At 61.5% G+C, this 21,275-nt stretch carries 14 protein-coding genes; 9 read left to right on the top strand and 5 right to left on the bottom strand.

Going from position 1 to position 21,275, the window contains the following annotated elements; all coding sequences use genetic code 11:
* The first annotated feature begins 101 nt into the window (after nucleotides 1–101).
* From hpf to secA, 3 genes are read left to right on the top strand one after another with little or no spacing between them, the layout of a single operon-like run.
* Nucleotides 102–830 carry a ribosome hibernation-promoting factor, HPF/YfiA family gene (gene hpf, locus LRQ04_RS13260; RefSeq protein WP_235520694.1) on the top strand — a complete coding sequence of 243 codons (729 nt, stop codon included), beginning with the start codon at nucleotides 102–104 and terminating at the stop codon, nucleotides 828–830.
* 29 nt (nucleotides 831–859) lie between these two features.
* The gene (locus LRQ04_RS13255; RefSeq protein ID WP_235520609.1) at nucleotides 860–2,149 is read left to right on the top strand and encodes a winged helix-turn-helix domain-containing protein; all 1,290 of its coding nucleotides are present in this window, start codon (nucleotides 860–862) and stop codon (nucleotides 2,147–2,149) included.
* Between the two features lie 42 nt (nucleotides 2,150–2,191).
* Entirely contained in the window at nucleotides 2,192–4,933 is a 2,742-nt protein-coding gene (secA, locus tag LRQ04_RS13250; protein ID WP_235520608.1) for a preprotein translocase subunit SecA, read from the top strand.
* Between the two features lie 93 nt (nucleotides 4,934–5,026).
* Here the strand turns inward: secA and LRQ04_RS13245 are convergent, their stop codons facing one another.
* Both LRQ04_RS13245 and LRQ04_RS13240 read right to left on the bottom strand, forming a co-directional pair.
* Nucleotides 5,027–5,449, bottom strand: coding sequence for an Rv3235 family protein (locus LRQ04_RS13245; RefSeq protein WP_235520607.1), 423 nt, complete (start codon nucleotides 5,447–5,449; stop codon nucleotides 5,027–5,029).
* Between the two features lie 153 nt (nucleotides 5,450–5,602).
* Nucleotides 5,603–6,376, bottom strand: a complete 774-nt coding sequence (locus LRQ04_RS13240; RefSeq protein ID WP_235520606.1) for a LysM peptidoglycan-binding domain-containing protein — start codon at nucleotides 6,374–6,376, stop codon at nucleotides 5,603–5,605.
* A 139-nt stretch (nucleotides 6,377–6,515) separates the two neighbouring features.
* On the opposite strand from LRQ04_RS13240, the gene LRQ04_RS13235 reads away from it, so the two are divergent.
* Nucleotides 6,516–7,088, top strand: coding sequence for a hypothetical protein (locus tag LRQ04_RS13235; protein ID WP_235520605.1), 573 nt, complete (start codon nucleotides 6,516–6,518; stop codon nucleotides 7,086–7,088).
* On the opposite strand, the gene LRQ04_RS13230 is transcribed toward LRQ04_RS13235, so the two are convergent.
* On the bottom strand, nucleotides 7,085–7,306 hold the full coding sequence (locus LRQ04_RS13230; RefSeq protein ID WP_235520604.1) for a helix-turn-helix domain-containing protein: 222 nt from the start codon (nucleotides 7,304–7,306) through the stop codon (nucleotides 7,085–7,087). The two genes, LRQ04_RS13235 and LRQ04_RS13230, sit on opposite strands and share 4 nt — an antisense overlap.
* A gap of 152 nt (nucleotides 7,307–7,458) precedes the next feature.
* Here LRQ04_RS13230 and LRQ04_RS13225 point away from each other — a divergent pair, with 152 nt between their 5' ends.
* The 4 genes from LRQ04_RS13225 to LRQ04_RS13210 are packed head-to-tail and all read left to right on the top strand — an operon-like array spanning nucleotide 7,459 to nucleotide 15,826.
* Nucleotides 7,459–8,103: an SAF domain-containing protein gene (locus LRQ04_RS13225; RefSeq protein WP_235520603.1), complete on the top strand. Its 645-nt coding sequence runs from the start codon at nucleotides 7,459–7,461 to the stop codon at nucleotides 8,101–8,103.
* Nucleotides 8,100–9,410, top strand: a complete 1,311-nt coding sequence (locus LRQ04_RS13220) for a P-loop NTPase (protein WP_235520602.1) — start codon at nucleotides 8,100–8,102, stop codon at nucleotides 9,408–9,410. Before LRQ04_RS13225 ends, LRQ04_RS13220 begins: the two co-directional genes overlap by 4 nt.
* A gap of 57 nt (nucleotides 9,411–9,467) precedes the next feature.
* On the top strand, nucleotides 9,468–14,324 hold the full coding sequence (locus LRQ04_RS13215) for an NAD-glutamate dehydrogenase (RefSeq protein WP_235520601.1): 4,857 nt from the start codon (nucleotides 9,468–9,470) through the stop codon (nucleotides 14,322–14,324).
* Between the two features lie 32 nt (nucleotides 14,325–14,356).
* Nucleotides 14,357–15,826, top strand: a complete 1,470-nt coding sequence (locus LRQ04_RS13210; RefSeq protein WP_235520600.1) for a sensor histidine kinase — start codon at nucleotides 14,357–14,359, stop codon at nucleotides 15,824–15,826.
* A gap of 169 nt (nucleotides 15,827–15,995) precedes the next feature.
* Here LRQ04_RS13210 and LRQ04_RS13205 read toward each other — a convergent pair whose 3' ends face one another.
* Nucleotides 15,996–16,244 (bottom strand): WhiB family transcriptional regulator, encoded by a 249-nt coding sequence (locus LRQ04_RS13205; protein ID WP_003804966.1) that lies wholly within the window; start codon nucleotides 16,242–16,244, stop codon nucleotides 15,996–15,998.
* Between the two features lie 240 nt (nucleotides 16,245–16,484).
* On the opposite strand from LRQ04_RS13205, the gene LRQ04_RS13200 reads away from it, so the two are divergent.
* The gene (locus tag LRQ04_RS13200) at nucleotides 16,485–16,985 is read left to right on the top strand and encodes a hypothetical protein (RefSeq protein WP_235520599.1); all 501 of its coding nucleotides are present in this window, start codon (nucleotides 16,485–16,487) and stop codon (nucleotides 16,983–16,985) included.
* 25 nt (nucleotides 16,986–17,010) lie between these two features.
* Here the strand turns inward: LRQ04_RS13200 and LRQ04_RS13195 are convergent, their stop codons facing one another.
* On the bottom strand, nucleotides 17,011–21,144 hold the full coding sequence (locus LRQ04_RS13195; protein WP_235520598.1) for an FtsK/SpoIIIE domain-containing protein: 4,134 nt from the start codon (nucleotides 21,142–21,144) through the stop codon (nucleotides 17,011–17,013).
* Nucleotides 21,145–21,275 lie beyond the last annotated feature (131 nt).

Raw genomic sequence — 21,275 nt, 5'->3', positions numbered from 1 at the left:
AGATGTACCTGTCGATAGCGGCTCGGAAAGGGGCTCGACTGTCCGTCAGACCAGCCCCCAACAGAGTCGTTGTCGTGTCACCGAGTTATTTGGAGGGCACCATGGAGTTCATGATCAGCGGACGAAATCTGACAGTTTCTGACCGCTTTCGCGAATACGCCGGCGAAAAAATCTCGAAGATTGAATCGCTGGGGGACAAGGTCCAGCGAGTAGACGCCAAGGTTTCCAAGGAAACCAATCCCCGGCAGACGCCGGGCCAGCTCACCGTCGAAGTGACAGTCCTGGGCCGAGGCCCCGTTATCCGTGCCGAGGCCACAGCCGCTGACAAATTCGCTGCCTTCGATCTTGCGTACAACAAGCTGCTGGAACGGCTCCGCCGTGCCAAGGACCGCAAGAAGGTCCACCACGGCCGCCACACGCCCAAGGCCGTCAGGGAGGCCACGGCAACGTTGGAGCCGGCCAGCACCAGCGAGCCGCTCTACGTCGAGGCAAGCAATCACCAGGACTCCGAGCCACAAACCGATGAGCGTTCTCCCTACGAGATTGAGAACGACATCCCGGCGGGCGATTCACCCGTCCTCATCCGCCGCAAGGTGTTCCCCGCAGCGTCGCTGACACTCGACGACGCCGTGGACAGCATGGAACTGGTGGGACACAACTTCTATCTGTTCCTGGACAAGGAAACCAACGCGCCCTCTGTCGTTTACCGGCGCAGTGGCTGGACCTATGGTGTGATTACCCTTGATTCCACCTGCGAACCGGGGGAAGAGGCAGTGGAAGAGAAGATCCACGCCTATCGCTCCGATGACCAGGCCGCTACGGCAAAGTAAGTCGTCAACTCCTGCATGAAGGGACTTCAATGACCGCTTCGCTGAGCCTCTCACAGGCACGGCGGATCGCGTTGGCGGCTCAGGGTTTGGCAAAGGTCCGGCCCACCGGCCCCGTCACAGCACGGGCGGTGGGCCGGACCTTTGCCCGGCTCCAGTTGGTCCAGATCGATTCAGTGAACGTAGTGTCACGCAGCCACTACCTTCCGTTCTTTTCCCGGTTGGGTAACTACGACCCCGACATCCTGCATGTCATGGCTGGCCGGAAGCCGCGCAAGATGATGGAGTATTGGGCGCACGAGGCAAGCTTTATCCGGCCGGAGCACTTCCACGACCTCCTGCTGTGGCAAAAGCGCGCTTGGGTGGGCGCGCACAACCTGGATCCCTTGGAACGTCAGGGTATGGAAGACCGCATTCTCTCGGCCCTCGCCTCAGGGCGTCCAATGACCGCGTCAGAACTGACTGCGAAGCTCGGGCATGTCCACGACGCTTCGCGGGATCAATGGGGTTGGAACTGGAACATGGTCAAACGCGTGCTTGAGCACCTCTTTGAAGAAGGAAGGGTTTCCACGGCTACGAGGACACAACAATTCGAGCGGAAATACACCCTCACCACCCGGGTCGTTCCGGATCTGGCTCCGCCGGTTCTTGATCCCGAAGCATCCCTGGACCGATTGATGGACGCGGCAGCCCAAGCCCATGGCATTGGCACGGTGCGGTGCTTCTCGGACTATTTCCGTACACCGGTGAAGGCGGGAGCGGAATCGGTCCGGCGTTTAGTGAAATCAGGGCGGCTGGAACCTGTCTCCGTCCGCGGCTGGGACCGGGAAACGTTCAAGCACGTCGAGGCAAAGTTGCCGCGAAAAGCGGAGGGGCGCGCTTTGCTCAGTCCTTTTGACTCTTTGGTCTTTGAACGTCGACGCCTGGAAGAGCTCTTCGGCTTCCACTATCGGATTGAGATCTACACCCCGGCCGCCAAACGACGTTTCGGCTACTACGTTCTGCCGTTCCTCCTGGGGGAACGCATTGTGGCGCGGGCGGACCTGAAGGCGGACAGGGCCTCCGGCCAGTTGCTGGTGCGCTCGGCGTTCGGTGAGACCCACGCCCCTGCGGATACCGCCGTCGAACTTGCCGCAGAGCTCTGCCTGATGGCCCGATGGCTCGGCTTGGACGAAGTGGTGGTTTGGCCCGTTGGTGACCTTGCAGCCAGCCTGGCCAGTGAGGTGGCAGTCCTCAGTGTCGATAGTGCCGGCCCGGCCCAGCCGAGCAGTCCGCTCACAGGTGAACCCGGCAACGTGGCGTTGGTCTCTCCCGTAGACTGAAACAGCCAGAATTCGGCAGCATGAGACTGGGAGCAATTTCACGTGGCATCACTAATCGAAAAACTTCTCCGCACGGGTGACAAAAAGACACTCAAGCAACTGCGGAACTATGCCGATTCCATCAATGCCCTGGAAGACTCTTTCAAGTCCTTCACGGACGCTGAACTCCGTGAGGAAACGGATCGCCTCCGCGCCCGCCACCAAGACGGCGAGACCCTTGAGGCACTGCTGCCCGAAGCCTTTGCCGCCGTTCGCGAGGCGTCATCACGGACCCTGGGAATGCGGCACTTCGATGTGCAGCTGATGGGCGGGGCCGCCTTGCATTTGGGCAACATCGCCGAAATGAAAACCGGTGAAGGTAAAACCCTTGTTGCCACCGCACCGGCCTACCTCAACGCCCTGACCGGCAAAGGCGTCCACGTGGTCACGGTGAACGATTACCTTGCCGAATACCAATCCGAACTCATGGGCCGCGTCTACAGGTTCCTTGGCCTCACCAGTGGTTGCATCCTGTCCAACCAGGACCCGGCCGTGCGCCGTGAACAGTACGCTGCCGACATTACTTACGGCACCAACAACGAGTTCGGCTTTGACTACCTGCGCGACAACATGGCCTGGGATGCCAGTGAACTCGTGCAGCGCGGCCACAACTTCGCGATCGTTGATGAGGTTGACTCCATCCTCATTGATGAGGCGAGGACGCCCTTGATCATCTCGGGACCGGCGCAGGGCGACACCAACCGGTGGTACAGCGAATTCGCGAAGGTTGTTACGCGGCTTCAGCCTGAGGTCGACTACGAAGTGGACGAGAAGAAGCGGACCGTCGGCGTGCTGGAAGCCGGCATCGAAAAGGTTGAGGACTATCTCGGAATCCAAAACCTGTACGAATCTGCCAACACGCCCCTCATTGGTTTCCTCAACAACGCCATCAAGGCGAAGGAATTGTTCAAGCGGGATAAGGACTACGTCATCCTCGACGGTGAGGTCCTGATTGTCGACGAGCACACCGGGCGCATCCTGGCTGGACGCCGTTACAACGAAGGCATGCACCAGGCCATTGAAGCCAAGGAAAATGTCGAGATCAAGGCCGAGAACCAGACTCTCGCCACGGTGACCTTGCAGAACTACTTCCGCATGTATTCCAAGCTTTCCGGCATGACCGGTACGGCCGAAACCGAGGCCGCGGAATTCATGAGCACCTACAAGCTTGGCGTCGTTCCCATTCCCACCAACCGGGATATGCAACGTATTGACCAGTCAGACCTCGTATACAAGAACGAGGTCGTCAAGTTTGATGCAGTGGTAGCTGACATTGCCGAACGCCACGAAAACGGACAGCCGGTACTCGTTGGTACCACCAGCGTTGAAAAGAGCGAATACCTCTCGAAGCTGCTGGCAAAGGAAGGCATCCGCCACGAAGTCCTCAACGCGAAAAACCACGCACGCGAAGCCTCCATCGTGGCCCAAGCGGGCCGTAAGGGTGCGGTAACCGTTGCCACCAACATGGCTGGCCGTGGTACTGACATCATGCTCGGTGGCAATGCAGAGTTTACCGCCATCGCCGAACTGGCCAAGCGTGGTCTCGATCCCGAAGAGAACTCCGAAGAATACGAAGCCGCGTGGCCCGAAGCGCTGGCCGCAGCCAAGCAGGCCGTCAAGGACGAGCACGAAGAAGTCCTGAACCTCGGTGGCTTGTACGTCCTGGGTACCGAACGCCACGAATCACGCCGTATCGATAACCAGTTGCGCGGACGTTCAGGCCGTCAGGGCGACCCCGGCGAATCCCGTTTCTACCTTTCGCTGACTGATGACCTCATGAGGTTGTTCAACTCCGGCGCCGCCGAACGGCTGATGAACAGTTCAGTACCTGATGACGTAGCGCTCGAGTCCAAGCTGGTGTCCCGCGCAATTGCCTCGGCCCAGGGCCAGGTTGAGGCTCGCAACGCGGAACAGCGCAAGAACGTCCTCAAATACGATGATGTCCTCAACCGCCAGCGCGAAGCCATCTATGGTGACCGTCGCCGGATCCTCGAAGGCGACGACCTTCACGAAAAGGTCCAGTACTTCCTCGAGGACACCATCAATGCACTGATCGAGGCAGCAACCGCCGAAGGAACCGGCGACGATTGGGACTTCAACCAGTTGTGGACGAACCTGAAGACGCTCTACCCGGCCACGGTTACTCCTGAAGACATCATCGAGGAGGCCGGCGGCAAGTCACGCGTCACGGCAGAGTTCCTGAAAAATGAGATCCTTTCGGACGCCCGGCTCGTGTACCAGGCCCGCGAAGAAGCCATCGGATCGGAGAGCATGCGCGAGCTTGAACGCCGTGTGGTCCTTTCGGTCCTGGGACGAAAGTGGCAGGAACACCTCTACGAGATGGATTACCTCAAGGAAGGAATCGGGCTCCGGGCCATGGCCCAGCGCGATCCCCTGGTCGAGTACCAACGGGAAGGCTTCGTCATGTTCCAAAGCATGATGGAAGCCATTCGCGAAGAGAGCATCGGGTTCCTGTACAACCTTGAAGTCGAAGTAACGCCCGCCGAGGACGTAGTGGTCGCCGACGATACTGCCACTGGCACGCATACAGAGCACCACGATCCGCAAATCCGGGCAGCAGGCCTGCAGGCACCGGAGAAGCCGGCGCAGTTGCAGTACACCGCACCCGGCGAGGACGGAGCAACCCAGACCCGGGTGGAGGGCCGCGCGTCAGGCCGTTCCGGCAATCCCGCCAAGGCGGCTGGCCAGGAGCCACGCAAATCTGCGAAGAAGAAGCGCCGCTGACCCTCGGTAGCTGCGAGTCTAAAGGGCGAACCCCGGACCTAAGGTCCGGGGTTCGCCTTTATTCATTGGTCCCGCCTTGCGATGGGTTCGCTGTCAGCCAATTTCGAGCGCAGTAACCTGCCATACCCCATCCAGGCGTTCCAGCCTCATGGCTACCGCGCGGCAGCGTTGCTCTTCCGCCACCACGATGCTGGCCTCACAGATGGACTCGGAGATGGAGCATGTCCGAACGGATCGGACCATCGGACTGCTGTGGGGCTGCTGGCTGCCGCGGACCCTGGCGGCATGTTTTCTGGTGAGGGCAGCCCGGTGCTGCAAGGAGAGGTAACACTCGGCATCAAGGGAACGTGAGAGTTGCTGGAGGGGCCGCGTCCCTGCGAGAACCTCCAAAGCTGCCTGCGCAATGCTCCTCGCAACGAGTCGAACGTCGACGTCCGCGCTGTTGGAGCTGCGGACGACGCCGGTCCCTCTTCCGCCTTGACGGCTTGCCGGCCTGCTCGGAGTCGTAACGGCCATGGTCATACCTCATGCATTCACAACATGGGCTCGGGCGTGGGGTCGCCGTTGCCTGGGTGGCTTCTGCTGGGATGACGATGGATGGGAGTCGGGATGCTACTGGAGCCCCTGAGCGGGCTCGCAGGCGGACCTTCGGGACCGCGGATTTTCGGGCTAGCCGGGGGGTGGAGGCTGGAGGACCTGGCCTGGCTGCAGCAGGGTCGGATCGGCACCAATCGTGGAGCGATTCGCGTCGTACCATTTGGGCCAGGACAGGGCGATGTCTACGTCGGTGGCGAAAGGCCCCAGCCGTGAAGCCGCGATGGACCACAGCGAGTCTCCGGGTTGCACGATGACATCTGCTTTCCCGGGGTACGTGGCCTGCCGGGACGCGGGTCGGCTGAGGAGCCCGGGATCAACAACGGGGTGTTGGGGTTTCCACCCGGGGCTAAAGGCCTCGACCCTTGAAGAACCTGTTTCGACAGGCGCTGGAGCGCCGACCTTCGGCGTGCTGTGCGATGTCGGGGTCCACGATGCACCGGTGGAATCGGTGGTCACCGTGTCCGTGGCGTGCCACCCAGGTTCGGGTTGTGTTGCTGCTTGCGCGGCGCCGGAGCCCAGCAGGTTCAGGCCGAGTACGGCTGCAGCAAGGCGCAGCATAAAACCGGGGCTGAACTTGGAAATGGAGCGGGCGGCTTTTGTCCGGCCTTTGCGCTGCATTGCGGTGGCCAGGAAGGCAAGGAAACATGACGCGGTCCACCACGTCGCAATGGAGCTGCCAACGATGCTGGCGGAGGCTTCCAAAACGTGGTCAAGGGAGGACTGCTGATGATGGTGTTCGGCCGCCAACCATTGGCCCATCAGGACGGTGCCGGTGAACGCCAAAAGCAAACCAAGCCCGAGTAACGAAGCGGCAAGGACCAGGTCCCTGCGTAGTGTTCGCGCCATTCCAAGCCCCCAAAGCCTAGTTTGATGTCGTTTGATCGTCTTTGACCCATTCTGATGGGTTTTGTCGACGATTGTCCAATCCTGGCCATCAGAAAGCCGTGAATTGTCCTGCCTTCCTAGTGCAGCCTAGTCTGGCCACATGAGATGGGACTCTCTTTTCAGCGATTTGGAAGCACAATTTTCGGCCGAACGCGCGCTCCGTGATGAATCGGAGATAACGGAACGGGCCAGGGTTGAACTCGGTGGCATCGAACTCAGTGACCGGCTCCGCGGCGTGGTTGGCTCAGGCATCAAGGTCATGCTGATGGATGGCAGCGTGCTCCAAGGTGGGCTAAGCCACGTCGGCAGTGAGTGGATTGTGCTGACTGAGGGGGCGCGGCAATGGTTGATCCCTCATGGATCCGTGCTGTCCTACCAAGGGCTTGGGAGGCTGGCAGTCAAAGAAGCATCCCGGGTTCAACGTTCATTGGGAATTGCTTCGGCGTTGCGGGCCCTGTCCAGGGGCCGCATCCCCCTCGTGGTCCACCTGGCTGTCCGGAATAGCGGCGGCCATAAGCTCGATGGGGTTATCGACAGGGTGGGGAGCGACCACTTTGACTTGGCAGTCGTGCTGCAGGGTGAGGAAAGGCGCGCCGGAAGCGTTGCGGCGGTTGTGACCGTTCCCTTTGTCGCGTTCACGGCCATTAGCTCTCCCGGTGCCCAAGGGCTCTAACGCTGGGCGGTTTTGGACCTGGACTCTTCGATCATTCGGCTGGCTTCTGCATATCGGTCCTGGATGTACTGCTCCAGCATCGCTTCCTCAATGCGCCATTGTCCGCGCCCTCCCACCTGTATGGCCTTCAGTTCCCCGCTGCGCACTAACGCGTAAGCCTGGGGGGAGTTTATTTGGAGTTGTTCGGCGACATCCGCCAGAGTCAGAAATCGGGGCATGGCTCCATTTTGCCATCGGTGGTGCTGTTTGGGGTAGTTATCCACAGTTTTGGACCATTTGGGGTCGTTCGCTTTGGGGCCGCCGCCCGCCCCGGGCAAGAATGGGAGGCAAGTCCATAGGACATGCCCAAACTCGTAGGGGGAGCTGGAAAATGGGTCCAAATGCAGCTGCGGCGTCCGCGCGCTTGAGGAAGCCCTCGTGGAAGGACCCTCGACTGCTTGTCGGGATTCTTCTGGTACTCCTCTCTATTGCCGGCGTTGTCGCGCTCGTGGGCGCGGCTGACAAGACGACTCAGGTATATGCCGCCCGGGAGGATATCGCAGTTGGCCAGCGGATTACCGAAGCCGACTTTTCCATCGTCAACGTGCGTTTGGATGCCGTCGAATCGAGCTACGTTACCGTCGAAAGCGGTTTACCTTCGGATAAGGTCGCGGTACAGAGGGTAGCGAAGAATCAATTGATTCCGCAGGACAGCCTGGGTACGGCCGACCTCCTGAATCGTAAACCGGTTGCCATATCGGTGGATGAAGAACTGCCCGAGCAGGCCGTACCTGGGGCGCGGGTGGATGTGTGGGTTGCCATGCCCGGAACCGACAGGTCATTCGAAGAACCTGAATTGCTGTTGCCGGGCGCGGAAATCGCACAGGTGTCCGAAGGTGCCACTACCTTGGGGGCTTCGAGGACAAAAGTTGTACTGGTGCTGGTGACCGATGAACAAACGCCCAAGCTGTTGGGTGCGCAGGCCAATGATGCCAAGGTGTCCGTTGTGTGGAACCCGGCGGGCTTGGCCCGGTGAGTATTCCCGTCGTAACCGTCGGCACAGCTGAAGAAGACGTCGTGGGTGGGCTTGAGCGCCTGCACGGACCGGTAACGGTTGTCCGGCGCTGCTCCGAGCTTGCAGAACTGATTGCCGCGTGCCAAAGCGGGCTGGCTATGGCCGCCGTCGTTGCCGAAGGCTGCCGGGAGCTGACCGCAACCCTCGTCGACCGCCTTGGTGCGGTGGGGGTCTCGGTAGTAGCCCTCACTGACGATCCCGAGGAATCCCGACGACTCCAGTCCATCGGCGTTGTCGCCGCCGCACACGGAATCAATCCGTCCGCCCTCGCCGACCATATCTCTGAAGCAGTAGGACGTGTTGCGTCAATTGCTGGAGACCATTCCGGATACGGCAGCGCATTCTCAGATCCGGCCGCAGAATTGACAAGGGTTCCGGCGCCGGCAGATGTGGAGGAAGGGCCGCGCGGACAAGGTGAGATTATCGCCGTCTGGGGTCCGACAGGTGCACCCGGCAGGACCCTGGTAGCGGTCAACATCGCGGCGGAACTCGCGGCAGACGGCAAATCAGTGATCCTGGTCGACGCTGACAGCTATGGTGCCAGCGTTTCAGCAGTTCTTGGCCTGCTGGAAGAGTCGGCAGGTCTGGCGCAGGCGTGCAGGCTGGCCGATCAGGGCTCGCTCGATGACAGGGCTTTGGAGTCAGCGGCTTCCTTCGTATTTACCAAAGGAGGCGCTTTCCGCGTTCTCACCGGAACCACGCGTGCGGACCGTTGGACTGAGCTCCGGGCAGCGGCGCTGTCCACGGTTCTTGAGCTCGCCCGTCACGCGGCGGAATTTGTGGTGGTGGACACGGGATTCTGTCTTGAGTCGGATGAGGAACTCAGCTTTGACACCATGACTCCGAGGCGCAACGCGGCAACCCTCCGCAGCCTGGAAATGGCTGACCTGGTGCTTGCTGTGGGAGCGGCGGATCCCATAGGGATACCGCGCCTGATTCGCGGCTTGGCTGATCTTGCATCAGTCGTTCCGCAGGCATCGCCCCGTGTGGTGCTGAACAAGGTCATGCGATCCACCGTGGGTCATTCGCCCAGGCGGCAACTGGAGGAGGCGTGGGAACGGTTCGGACCCGGCCGGGGCATCGACGCGTACCTTCCGTCAGATCCTGCTGCCTGCGAGTTGGCCCTGCTGACTGGTGCGGTCTTGCTCGAAGCTGCCCCGGACTCACCACTCCGACATGCCATAGCCCAACTCGTTTGTGCGCCTGGCCAGCAAAACCGCAATTCTTTGGGTCGATCAACCAGAGCCCTTCGCTTTTATAAACGATAGGCTCACCATGTGGGCTGCAGAGTCGCAGCAATCAACTTGTGATGGAGGCGTTTGTCGATGTCGTCAGGATCCAGCGTGGAGGATCGGTCCGATGCAGCAGTTGTCCGTGAAGGGTTCTTCGGTGACTACTATGAGCATCTCGCAGAGGAGGATTCCCGCGCATACTCGCCTGAGCTGTTGATGTCGCGGGCTTCCCATCACAGGACTGTTGCCCAGTCCCGCCGACCGGGCAATGCCGTAGTCGAAGTCTCCGCCGAATCCGACCGAAGCGTCGTCTACATCGTCACCGACGACATGCCCTTCCTCGTTGACTCGGTCAATGCTGAGCTCGTTCGCCAAAACTGCGCCATCCGACTCGTAATGCACCCTCTGTTCGTGGTGTCGCGCGATCGGACGTCCGGGGAACTGGCCAAGATCTCCAGGGTGCCGTCCAATGTGGGTATCTCCAGCGGTGATACAGCAGCACTGCCAAGCGTGGCTCATCTCCTCGGTGACGGTGACAACGCGTCACACATGGAATCGTGGATTGCTGTCGAGATCGACCGCGTGAGCGATGAAGTCCGCGAAGAGCTCGTCGCCGGCCTGCAACGCGTGCTGGGCGACGTCAGGGCAGCCGTTGAAGACTGGCCGAAAATGCGCAGCAAGGCACTCGAACTGGCTGAAGCGCTGGGAGGCGTCTCCCACCCGGAACAGGTTGCCGAACTTCGGCAGGCCCAAGACCTCCTGCGATGGTTGGATAACGGAAACTTCACTTTCCTGGGGTACCGGGAGTACGACCTCGTCAATGAAGAGGGCGAAGACGTCCTGCAACTGCGGGAAGACAGCGGCCTCGGCTTGCTCCGTGCCGGAGACTCCACCCGCCAGGTCCAGCACCTGACGGATGCCGGTCGAAAGCGTGCCAGGGAGAAGCGTGCCCTGGTCATTACCAAGGCCAACTCGCGCTCTACCGTGCACCGGCCTGCCTACCTCGACTACATCGGTGTCAAAAGCTTTGATGCCATGGGCAATGTCAACGGTGAACGGCGCTTCATCGGGCTTTTCGCCACCAGTGCCTACACCGGATCCGTGCGCAGCATACCGATTGTGCGGGATAAAGTGGATGCAGTCCTGCGTAATGCCGGATTCCCGATCGACTCCCACTCCGGCAAGGACCTGCTCGGCATCCTCGAGACGTATCCCCGCGATGAGCTGTTCCAGATCGAGGTAGCTGACCTGGCTGCCACGGCCACGGGTATTCAGCGCCTGCAGGAACGCCGGCGCACCAAGCTGTTCCTGAGGCCCGACATTTACGGCCGATTCATGTCAGCTGTGGTCTACTTGCCCCGCGATCGCTACACCACCAGCGTCCGGCTCCGGATCGAGCAGGAACTCCGTGAGACCTTCCAGGCCGAGAGTATTGACTACGAGGCCCGGATTACCGAGTCGGCTTTGGCCCGTGTCTTCTTCCGGATCCGGTTGCCCCGGGCCGCGGAACTTGCCGAGGTTAATGTAGAAGAGCTCGAACACCGCCTGATGCGGGCATCGAGGTCGTGGAGCGAAGGTATCGCCGAAGTCCTGCGGGAGAACCGTCCAACAGCCGAAGCCGATGTCCTGTCGGCTCTGTGGGCTGAGGCATTCCCGGCCGGTTACCGCGTGGATTACGAAGTCGAAGATGCCCTGGAAGATATCGAGCGCTTCGAGAAGTACGGTGCCCAAGCGGAAAGGGCGGGGGCATCCACCCAGCAGGTCAAGCCGGGGGTGCATGTATACCTTCCGGAGGGCGCGGGTGAGGCGTTGGAAGAGGACGCACGCGTCAAGCTCTACCTGATGGAACCCAAGAGCCTCAGCCAGATCCTTCCCTACTTCCATAACCTCGGCCTCGAAGTCCTGGACGAGCGCCCCTTTGAGATTGAAACCGCAGACAACCGGGACTTCTTCCTCTACGACCTCGGGCTTAAGTACCCTGCCGGGGTTGATCCCCTGACCACGGGTGACCTGCTGGGCGATTCGTTTGGGGCAGCGGTGACCGGGGCTGTGGAGTCGGACAACTTCGACAAATTGGTCCTCCGTGAAGGCATGCACTGGCGGCAGGTTGTGGTGCTGCGCGCGTACGCCAAGTACATGCGGCAAATGGGCAACACCAACTCCTTCGGTTTCATAGCTGACACACTCCTCGGGAACCCCGACGTTGCCCGAGGTCTCAACGAACTCTTCTCGGCGCGCTTCGATCCCGCGGTGCCCGAGGACCTTCGGGCTGACCGACAGGCTGCTGCCAGGGATGCACTCGCGGAATCCATTGAGCAAGTAGCCACGTTGGATGCCGACCGGGTGCTGCGGACTTTCGTGAACCTCATCGAGTCGACGCTGCGGACCAACTACTTCCAAAACAAGGACTACGTCAGCTTCAAGCTGGATCCGACCTCGATTGATGGGCTTCCTTTCCCGCGCCCCATGTTCGAGATCTGGGTTTACTCCCCGAGGGTGGAAGGTGTACACCTCCGCTTTGGAAAGGTGGCCAGAGGGGGTCTTCGCTGGTCGGATCGGCGGGAGGATTTCCGCACTGAGATCCTGGGCCTTGTTAAGGCCCAGACGGTAAAGAACGCGGTGATCGTTCCCACGGGAGCCAAGGGCGGCTTCTTTGCCAAAAAGCTGCCTAACCCTGCCGTCGACCGGGCCGCCTGGATGGCCGAAGGAATTGAGAGCTACAAGACCTTTATCCGGGGATTGCTGGACATCACCGACAACCTCGTCACCTCAGCGGACGGCGAGAGGCTGGTGCCGCCGTCGGACGTTGTCCGGCACGACGGCGACGACTCCTACTTGGTAGTGGCAGCTGACAAGGGCACCGCAACGTTCTCGGATACCGCCAACGGGCTGGCTGCCGAATACGGGTTCTGGCTCGGCGACGCCTTTGCCTCAGGCGGTTCGGTCGGTTACGACCACAAGGCCATGGGCATCACGGCACGCGGAGCCTGGGAATCCGTCAAGAGGCACTTCAGCGAGTTGGATCTCGACACCCAATCCGAAGAATTCACGGTTGTCGGCGTGGGCGACATGTCAGGCGATGTCTTTGGCAATGGCATGCTGCTTTCCCGGCACATCAGGCTGCTGGCAGCCTTTGACCACCGCCACATCTTCCTGGATCCGACTCCCGATGCGGCGGCGTCCTTCGCCGAAAGGCAGCGGTTGTTCGAACTGCCCAGGTCTTCCTGGGATGACTATGACCGCTCCGTCATCAGCGAAGGCGGTGGCGTGTACGCGCGCCAGGCAAAGACCATTCCGGTCTCGGACCAGGTCCGCAAGGCGCTGGGACTGCCCGACGGCACAACCCAGCTCAGCCCGCCGGAACTCCTCCGCGCGATCCTGCTGGCGCCGGCCGACCTTCTCTACAACGGCGTCATTGGTACCTACGTCAAGGCCAGTACCGAGACGCATGCCGCGGTGGGGGACAAGGCAAACGATGCCATTCGCGTCGATGGCCGCGACCTGCGGGTCAAGGTGGTGGGCGAGGGTGGAAACCTGGGCCTGACCCAGCGTGGACGCATCGAGGCTGCCCTGCAGGGGGTCATCCTTAATACGGATGCGATCGACAACTCGGCCGGCGTGGACTGCTCCGACCACGAGGTCAACATCAAGATCTTCGTTGACAGGATGGTTGCGGCAGGCAAGCTGGAAGCCGCGGACCGGGCGTCGTTCCTGGCCGATATGACTGACGAAGTGGGACGGCTGGTCCTGCAGGACAACATCGACCAGAACATCCTGCTCCTCAACGACAGGACCCGGGTTGCCGATTGGAGCCCGAGCTACGAGCGCCTGATGGATTGGCTGGAGAAGTCCGCAGACCTCAAGCGCGACCTTGAAGCTCTGCCGACTACTGACACCCTGCGTGCGAGGTTGGAACAGGGCCAGGGCCTGACGTCTCCGGAACTGGCTGTCCTGGCGGCCTACGCGAAGATCGAGCTCGGCGCAGCGCTCCGCGACAGCAACCTTGCCGATGATCCGTGGTTTGCGGACACCATCCGCAACTACTTCCCCAAGCAATTGCGCGAGAAGTTCGACGCCGAATTGGACACCCATCCGCTGCGGCGCGAGATTATCGCCACTGTGGTCGCCAATGACATCATCAACCTCGGCGGCATCACCTTCGCGTTCCGGGCCATGGAAGAGACGTCGGCCAATGAAGTCGCAGTCGCCAAGGCTTTCGTCGCCCTGCGCGAAATCTACGACCTCGACCCCATGGTCGATGAACTGAATGCGCTTCCGGCGTCCTTCCCTACAGAACACTGGAGCGAAGTACACCTGGACATCCGCAGGTTGCTCGACCGCGCAGTGCGGTGGGTGTTGGGTCAGGGCATGGCGTCCCAGCCGATTTCCGAGGTCGTGGAATCGTTCAAGCCGATGCTGGCTCCGCTGCGTGCAAAGCTGCTGGACTACCTGCGGGGCGAGGATAAGGTCCGCATCACCGGCTGGTTGGAGAAGGCACGCAGTTGGGAACTGCCGGATCATCTGGCACACAGGTGGGCGGAGCTGTTTGAAAGCTATGCCCTTCTGGATATTGCCCGGATCGCCCGGACCGGAAACGACACGGTCGAGGACGTCGCCCACGTCTACTACACGGTGTTCAACCGCTTCCACGTCGATTCATTGCTGGAGCGAATCAGTTCGCTTCCACGTGACGACCGCTGGCAGGCGTTGGCCCGTGCTGCACTGAGGGATGACCTTTATTCGACGGTGGCAGACATGACGACGTCGGTACTTGAGTCGACTGAGTCCGGCACCTCGGCGGAGGATCGCCTGAGGGCATGGGAGGGGCAGAATGCCGAGCAGCTCGGCCGGGCCAAGACCATGTTCGATGAGGTCAACGCACTCGAAGCCGACGACATGGCGTCACTGTCGGTAGCATTAAGGCTCTTGAGGTCAATCGTTCGACGCTAGGAGCAAGTCCCGGCGTCGCAAATGGAGGTGCAGTGGCAATCTTTACAGACCCCATCAGGGAACACGCTGATTTCGGGCCTGGAGATGCCGAATGGCTGCACCTCCTCGTCGGTGACTGGCAGATGGTCGCCGACCTGGCTTTCGCGGACCTTGCGTTGTGGTTCCCGCACCCGGAGCTCGGCTATATCGCCCTCGCCCACGTGCGTCCGTCGACATCGCATACGGTGTTCCATGCGGACTTCGTGGGTGAGGGCATCCGCTCCGACCTCCGCCCATTGGTGGACAAGGCGTGGAACAGCCGATCGATCGAACGGTCCAGTGAAACCAGCTGGAGCAGCGAGATGGCTTTGCGCGTGGAAGCCGTTCCCATGGTGCGCAACGGCCGCACACTGGCCGTTGTCACTTCGCACATGGACCTGTCCAGTTCGCGGATGCCGTCCCGGCTGGAACTGACTTATCGCCAGTGCGCGTACGACCTCCTACGGATGGGAACGCTCGGGTTATGGCCCGACTTTGCCTCACCGACGGGATCCCGCCGAGGGGCGCCCCGTGTTGGTGACGGGCTTATCCGTCTCGATGCCGACGGAGTCGTGCAGTATGCCAGTCCCAACGGAGTGTCCGCCTTCCGCCGTCTCGGCGAAGTCGAATCGCTGGAGGGACGCTCGCTCGCCGAAGTGACTGCCGGTCTGCTGAAAGATCGCCGCATGGTGGACGAAACCCTGCCATTGGTGGTTACGGGCAGGATGCCCTGGCGCAGTGAAATCGAGTCCCGGGGCGTGAGCCTGTCTCTTCGGGCCATTCCCTTGCGCGACGAGCAGCATCGATTCGGTGCCCTCGTTCTCTGCCGTGACGTTTCCGAACTTCGCCGGCGGGAGATGGAACTCGTTACCAAGGATGCCACCATCCGGGAGATACACCACCGGGTGAAGAACAACCTGCAGACTGTGGCTGCGCTGCTGCGCATGCAGTCCCGCCGTATGGTCAGTGACGAAGCCAAGCAGGGCCTGGAACAGGCCATGCGGCGCGTAGCCACCATTGCACTGGTCCACGAGACACTTTCGCAGGGTTTGACGCAGAGCGTCGACTTCGATGAGCTCATTGGACGGCAGTTCCGGTTGTCGGCCGAGGTTGCCTCCCCCTCCCAGCAGGTACGCACAGAGCGTTCCGGGCTGTTCGGTGAATTGCCCAGCGACTTCGCCACTCCGTTGGCTTTGGTCATCAACGAACTCGTCACCAATGCCGTGGAGCACGGGCTCGAGGGGCGGACTGGAACCGTATGGTTGTTGGCGGACAGGGCCGACGGGGACGGGAACGACGAATTCCTGACGGTCACCATCGCAGATGATGGCGTTGGATTGCCGGACGGGCAGTACACAGAAGGCCTGGGCCTTCAGATTGTCCGCACGCTGGTGACCAGTGAGCTCGGGGGATCGATCCAGTGGAGACCGCGTGACGGCGGCGGGACCGCCGTCGAAATCGTCCTGAACCTTGCCCGGTCCTAGGGTCCGGAGGGCACCAACCCGAGTAAACCCGGGCTTGAGTAACCCGGACCCGGGGGAGACGTAGCGGCCCAGCTGGGCTGAAAGCGTCGCAGCGCGTTAAAGTCGCAGCGCGTTAAAACAGAAGGCCGCGGACCCTTGGGGTCTGCGGCCTTCTTGCTGGGTTCTATGCCTAGGAAGCGCGACGTGCGCGAGCTGCCCGGCGCTTGAGTGCGCGGCGCTCGTCTTCGCTCATGCCGCCCCAGACGCCGGCGTCCTGTCCGGATTCCAAGGCCCACTGCAGGCAGGTATCAACCACCGGGCAACGACGGCAAACGCTTTTGGCTTCTTCTATCTGGAGAAGTGCTGGTCCGGTATTGCCGACTGGGAAGAAGAGCTCCGGGTCCTTGTCGAGGCAGGCTGCGCGATTACGCCAATCCATGCTGATCAGTCACTCCATTCGTGAGAACTAGTAGGGCCCCTTTTGTGAAAACATTCACGAGAGGCTCCAAAGGAAAGGGGCCCGCATGGGCCCCCTTGGTCGTCTGAGTCAAGCGTTTCATGTTAACGCCTTGTAAACAAGGGGTGTTAGCGGACGAAATGCCCGGAATCCGTGAGCGATGCATCACATCAGCGGCCGGTGCCCTCACTGCTAGATGACTATGTCCGGTAGTGTGCCAGTGTGTCAAGACCTCCAGTTAACCCCAGCCAATCCACGCCCGAACCCGACGGAAAAGACGGGCCCGGCGCATCAACGCCCGGCACAGCCGGGGCACCCGGACGCACTCCGCGGCCGCTCGGCGTCGCAGTCATTTCCTTGGTTGTCGTACTGGAAGCACTTGCTCTCCTGGGCGCCGCTGCCTGGTACGCGTTCGAGCTGCTCACCGGAGCGCCTGTGCTGACGTTCTGGGGCGCGATTTTTACCCTGGGGTTGCTCTTGGCTTTTTCTGCGTGGCTGTTTGCCGTAGGCCACTTCCTGTTCCGGGGTTACCGGTGGACCCGTGCGGCCGCGTTGGTGGCACAGTTGTTCGTCCTCACCATCGGATTCCCCACCATGACCGGCGGTTTGGTGCTGCCAGGTTTGGCGATGATCATCCCCGCACTCGCGGCGATAGTGTTCTTGTTCCAGAAGGACGTCATCGCCTACGCATCACGGACCGGCGGCACTTCAGCGGCACTTTAGGCCGCTCCGTCCTCGTCATCAGACGTCAATGGGCTGCCAGGGCTCCTTGATATGGAGTCACCTCTTTTCCCTTGATAACGAAACCCCTGCCTGGGCGTGCGGCGCCAACATCGTCGAGCCTTACTCCAAAGAGTTCACCGTCATGCGGTGTTGACGGGGCCAAGACCACTCCGGTGCCAAAGGACCGCACGTCGCCGGCCAGAGGCAAGTGATGCACGAGTGCCGGTCCCGTCGTGGCTGTAAGCACGATTCCCCGGACTCTACCTGTCAGTGCGGTGAGCGCATGGCGGCCCTCGGCATTCATGGCGTCCGCGTCGTCCACCAGCAGGATGCTGTTGGGATCCAAGGCGCCGGCTTCTGCCTGGTCGGCGATGGAAGCCCAAAACGAACCTGTATCGCCGGCTCCGTCAGGGTATACCCACGGCGCCAGTGGGTTAAGTTGCCGGAGGCCCGCCAGCGCGGAGCTCTTGCCGGAGCAGCGCCCACCCAAAATGGCGCTGACGCCCCGTTCCGGAAGAGGGAGGGCAACGGGAATGGCCTCATCGCCCCCAACGCCCAACCACAGGGGGGCTCGTGCATCTCCATCTGGGGAGAACTGATCCGAGCCCCGGGGGAGCGGAGCCGTGGTGCAGGCTGCGGGCACAACAGCTCTTTGCCGCACTTCTTCCAGGCACCGAAAGAACTCCTCGGCGCTCAGCGTGTCAGGAAGTGGCCTGATCCGAAAAGGCGGTTCGGAATTCTCCAGGTCCTTGAAGGGCCATGCGCCGGACCCTGGAGCTTCCCGGAACTGTGCAACGTTGGAGTGGCCGTCAATGAAATTACCGGTGACCACAGCCCGACCAGCGACGTCTTCGATCTCGGGAAGCCGCGGCCAATGGAAACGCGCTTCCTCCGTGGACCCGCTGGGAAAGTACGCCCGATTGGGGACTGCGGCGAAGAAGCGCGAACTGACGAGCTCTCTCTCACCTGAGATCAGCACAGAGATGCCGAGGGGCGTGCCGTCGCGGACGATGTCGTGCAATGCCGCCTCTACCCATCCAAAAATCCCGTTCCGCATGGCGTTGGACCACGAGCACCACCCCGTCACGATCAGTACAAGTGGAGTGCCGGATCGTGAGGCATTCCGGGGGTCGCGTCGAACATCCAACTCCGCTGCAAGGCGCTTGACGATTCGCGCCGCGAGGGACAATTGATGCAGCCCCGCCCGGCCCCCGAGGAGTTGCTGTTGGGCCACGTCTTCCAACAGACCGATGGCGTCAAGGACGTAGAGGTGAGGTTGTGGATGGGCTGTGGCCAGCATGGCGGCCACTGCCCTGAAGGAGGTCATCACGCCACTGGATGTGCTGCCGATCATAGCCAGATGTCCATGTTGGGCAGGAATCCATATCAAGGGTTCGACGACTTGCTGGGCCGGCACATCCACCAGCGCGAAGGGTCCAACGCGCCATGATGAGACTGTTGTGGAGTCTTCGCCTTGGGCCTGTCCGGGGGCGGGGAGACTGTGGTTCCAGGCTATGGAATCGGGCAGCGGGTCGGCTATAGGAGAGCGCGGATGCAGTCCGCCCATGGCCTGCCAGAGTTCAGGGAGAGTGGACGCTATGGTGGCCGTCCCGGCGCTCGCCTGGTCGCTGCGCTCATCGGGCCCGGCGTCGGCGGCAGCGCGTTGCAATATGGCCTGGGCAGCGGGCTTGACGAGGACCTGCCCGTAGGCGGACCCGGATCCGGAAGACGCCGTTGCGGAAGGCACGTCCAGTGATGCTGTCTGGAATTCTTCGGCGTCACCTGAGGCCCTGGCCAGAAACGCGCGTCCCGGACTCCCGACGTGGATGGAAGCCGCAGCCTTGTTGTTAATGATGTCCAAAGACTCTGCGTCGGATTGCACCCTCAGCGCAATGCTGGAGGTGACGTTGGCCCGGATGTCGGCCGTGAGGGCTCCGTGGGGTCTTTGCGTTGCCATCACCAAATGAATTCCCAAGGAACGCCCGATGGCTGCAATGCGCATGAGTTCTTGAAGAGCGCCGGGCGCTTGGTCCACGAGCATGCGGAACTCATCAATGACCAGAAGCAGGTGCGGTATGGGGGAGGACTGCCGATCCGAACGGTGGTACTGACTCAGGTCTGACACTCCCGCCTCTGCAAGCGCTTGTTCCCTGCGGCTGATTTCGGCACGGAGTGAGACGAGTGCGCGGTCGAGATGATGCTTGGCGAGGTCGGTCAGCATCCCTACGCAATGCGGGAGGCTCGCGAGCGGACCCAAACCCGAACCACCCTTGAAATCGATGAACAAGAACGTTGCGTAGTCCGGGGAGTGGTTTACGGCTATGGATGCTACCAAGGTTCGCAGCAGTTCCGACTTCCCGGAGCCCGTGGTCCCGGCAACCAAAAGGTGTGGGCCGTCGATCTTGAAATCGAAGGTCATGGGGCCAGCGCCGCCCTGGCCCAGCACGGCAGTAAGACCGGTTCGGCTTATGGGGTCGGCCCAGCGTCGCAGCAGCCTGCGCGGTCCGCCCTGATGCAAATCAGTAAACGAGCAGCTGTCGGGAATGGCGTCGCCGTCACCGGTCCCCTTGTTCCATGTCTCCAACGCCAAGAACCGGCAATAAGCGTCAAAGACGTCCACGGGGATGAGGTCGGGGATGAAGTCCTGGTGGGAGCCTTCCACCCGAAGGACGCCAGCGGTACCGGATGACCCCAATTCAACAGTTGGCAGCAGTTGCGGCGCCGAGCCGGAGCAGTCAATGACCTGCCAGCCAACCCGGCGTGCGGCTGTCAGCACCGATGCTATGGATTCAGTACCGCTTCCGCCGGGATCATCGATGACAAAAAGCCTGCCAGGCGGAATGCCATGGCGGTTAAGGGCAGTGATGGCTGTCAGGTTACTGGCTGCCAGGGTGACGGTGCTGAGGAAACGGGCGGGCCAGGGCAGTCTTCTGATCGGTCCCAGCAGGATGATGGGTGTCTGGGACGAGCCTTGGAAACTGCCTAACTGCATCAGCACAAATCGGAGCAAGGCGTCCACATGGTCCTGGTGTCCACGAAGCCTCACCAGCGGGATCTTCGGATCCAATGTCACAGCGGCCGTCCCGATGGCAGGCGGACGGAAACGGGGATCGTGAGGCACCATGCGAACATTCGCCGTGGACTTCATCATGGTGCCGATCCGCACCCAGGTGCCGTCGCCCGACGTCGGCTCCCCGTCCGCCGTCGGACTCTTTTCTGGCTGGCAAGGCCCAGCCGGATACTGAAGTTCCTGGCTGTCCGCTCCCATGGCCAGGGGTGGACGGTACTTTGCCATGACGATATCGGCGGCCGAGGGAGAGCACCGCCGGCGTCGGGCAATATCTTCCTGCACGGCGCGGGAAAGGGCCTGAAGCCGGTCCTTCCGCTCTTTTCGGCCAGTGAGAAGCGGGACCAGCAGGCTGACTGCGGAAAGTGCAGTAAATCCGAGATACATCCATGTGCCAGTGACAGCGACCAGGGCTACGCCGGCTATCAGCGGCAGTCCTGCTGCCAACGCCAAGGGCAGGCGGCGGGTTGTGGGTGATGCGTGCACCACGTCCAGGGGCTCTTCAACCGAGCATCCAGCGAAAGTAGATAACTGCGATACGGCACCTATGTCAGAGGAGATGCTGAAAGTCGAGTTGCCGCAGCGGATCGAGGATTCCGAGTTGATGGGGCTTCGCCGCGTTGCCTTCCCGCAGACATACAGGGGTGCAGCTCCTTCCATCTGGCTCACCACTACTGCCGTGCCGCTAACCTCCAATACGGCGTGCTCCCGTGACATCGCCGAATCCGGGATCTGGATATCGACCTGGCCGCGTCCGATCATGAACCGCCCGCGGCGGAGCCGGAAAACCGAGCCGGCGGCCGGGCCGGAGTGGGCCAGAAGCACCAACGGGACCGATCCGCCCTCCCGACTCCGGGGCTGCAGCGGAGGGCCGTCCACCAGGATGGCGCCGGAAACCAACGGGGGAATTCCCACGGTGAGAGCAGTTAATTCCTGTCCCTGAACAGTAAGAAGAGCAGTGCCATGGGCTTCAGCAATGAGGGATTGAACGTCGACACCGGACGTTCCAGCAGGCACTGCGATGGATAATTCCGTGGGCTCGGCATTCCGCTCCGCACCGGGGCTGCGGACCAGTGTGCACTCCAGGGGCATTGTGTTTCCTTTCGCAATGGACTGCTTCACCACCGACGATAGGCACTCGGCGATGGGAGGTCAGGACCCCTCATGGCCTATGTGGACAACAGGGCCAAGCCTGTTCTCCATGCCGGTGACTTGACGCCGTG

This window comes from Paenarthrobacter sp. AR 02 (genome assembly GCF_021538675.1).
Lineage (GTDB): Bacteria > Actinomycetota > Actinomycetes > Actinomycetales > Micrococcaceae > Arthrobacter.
This window is presented reverse-complemented; position numbering and strand designations above follow the sequence as displayed.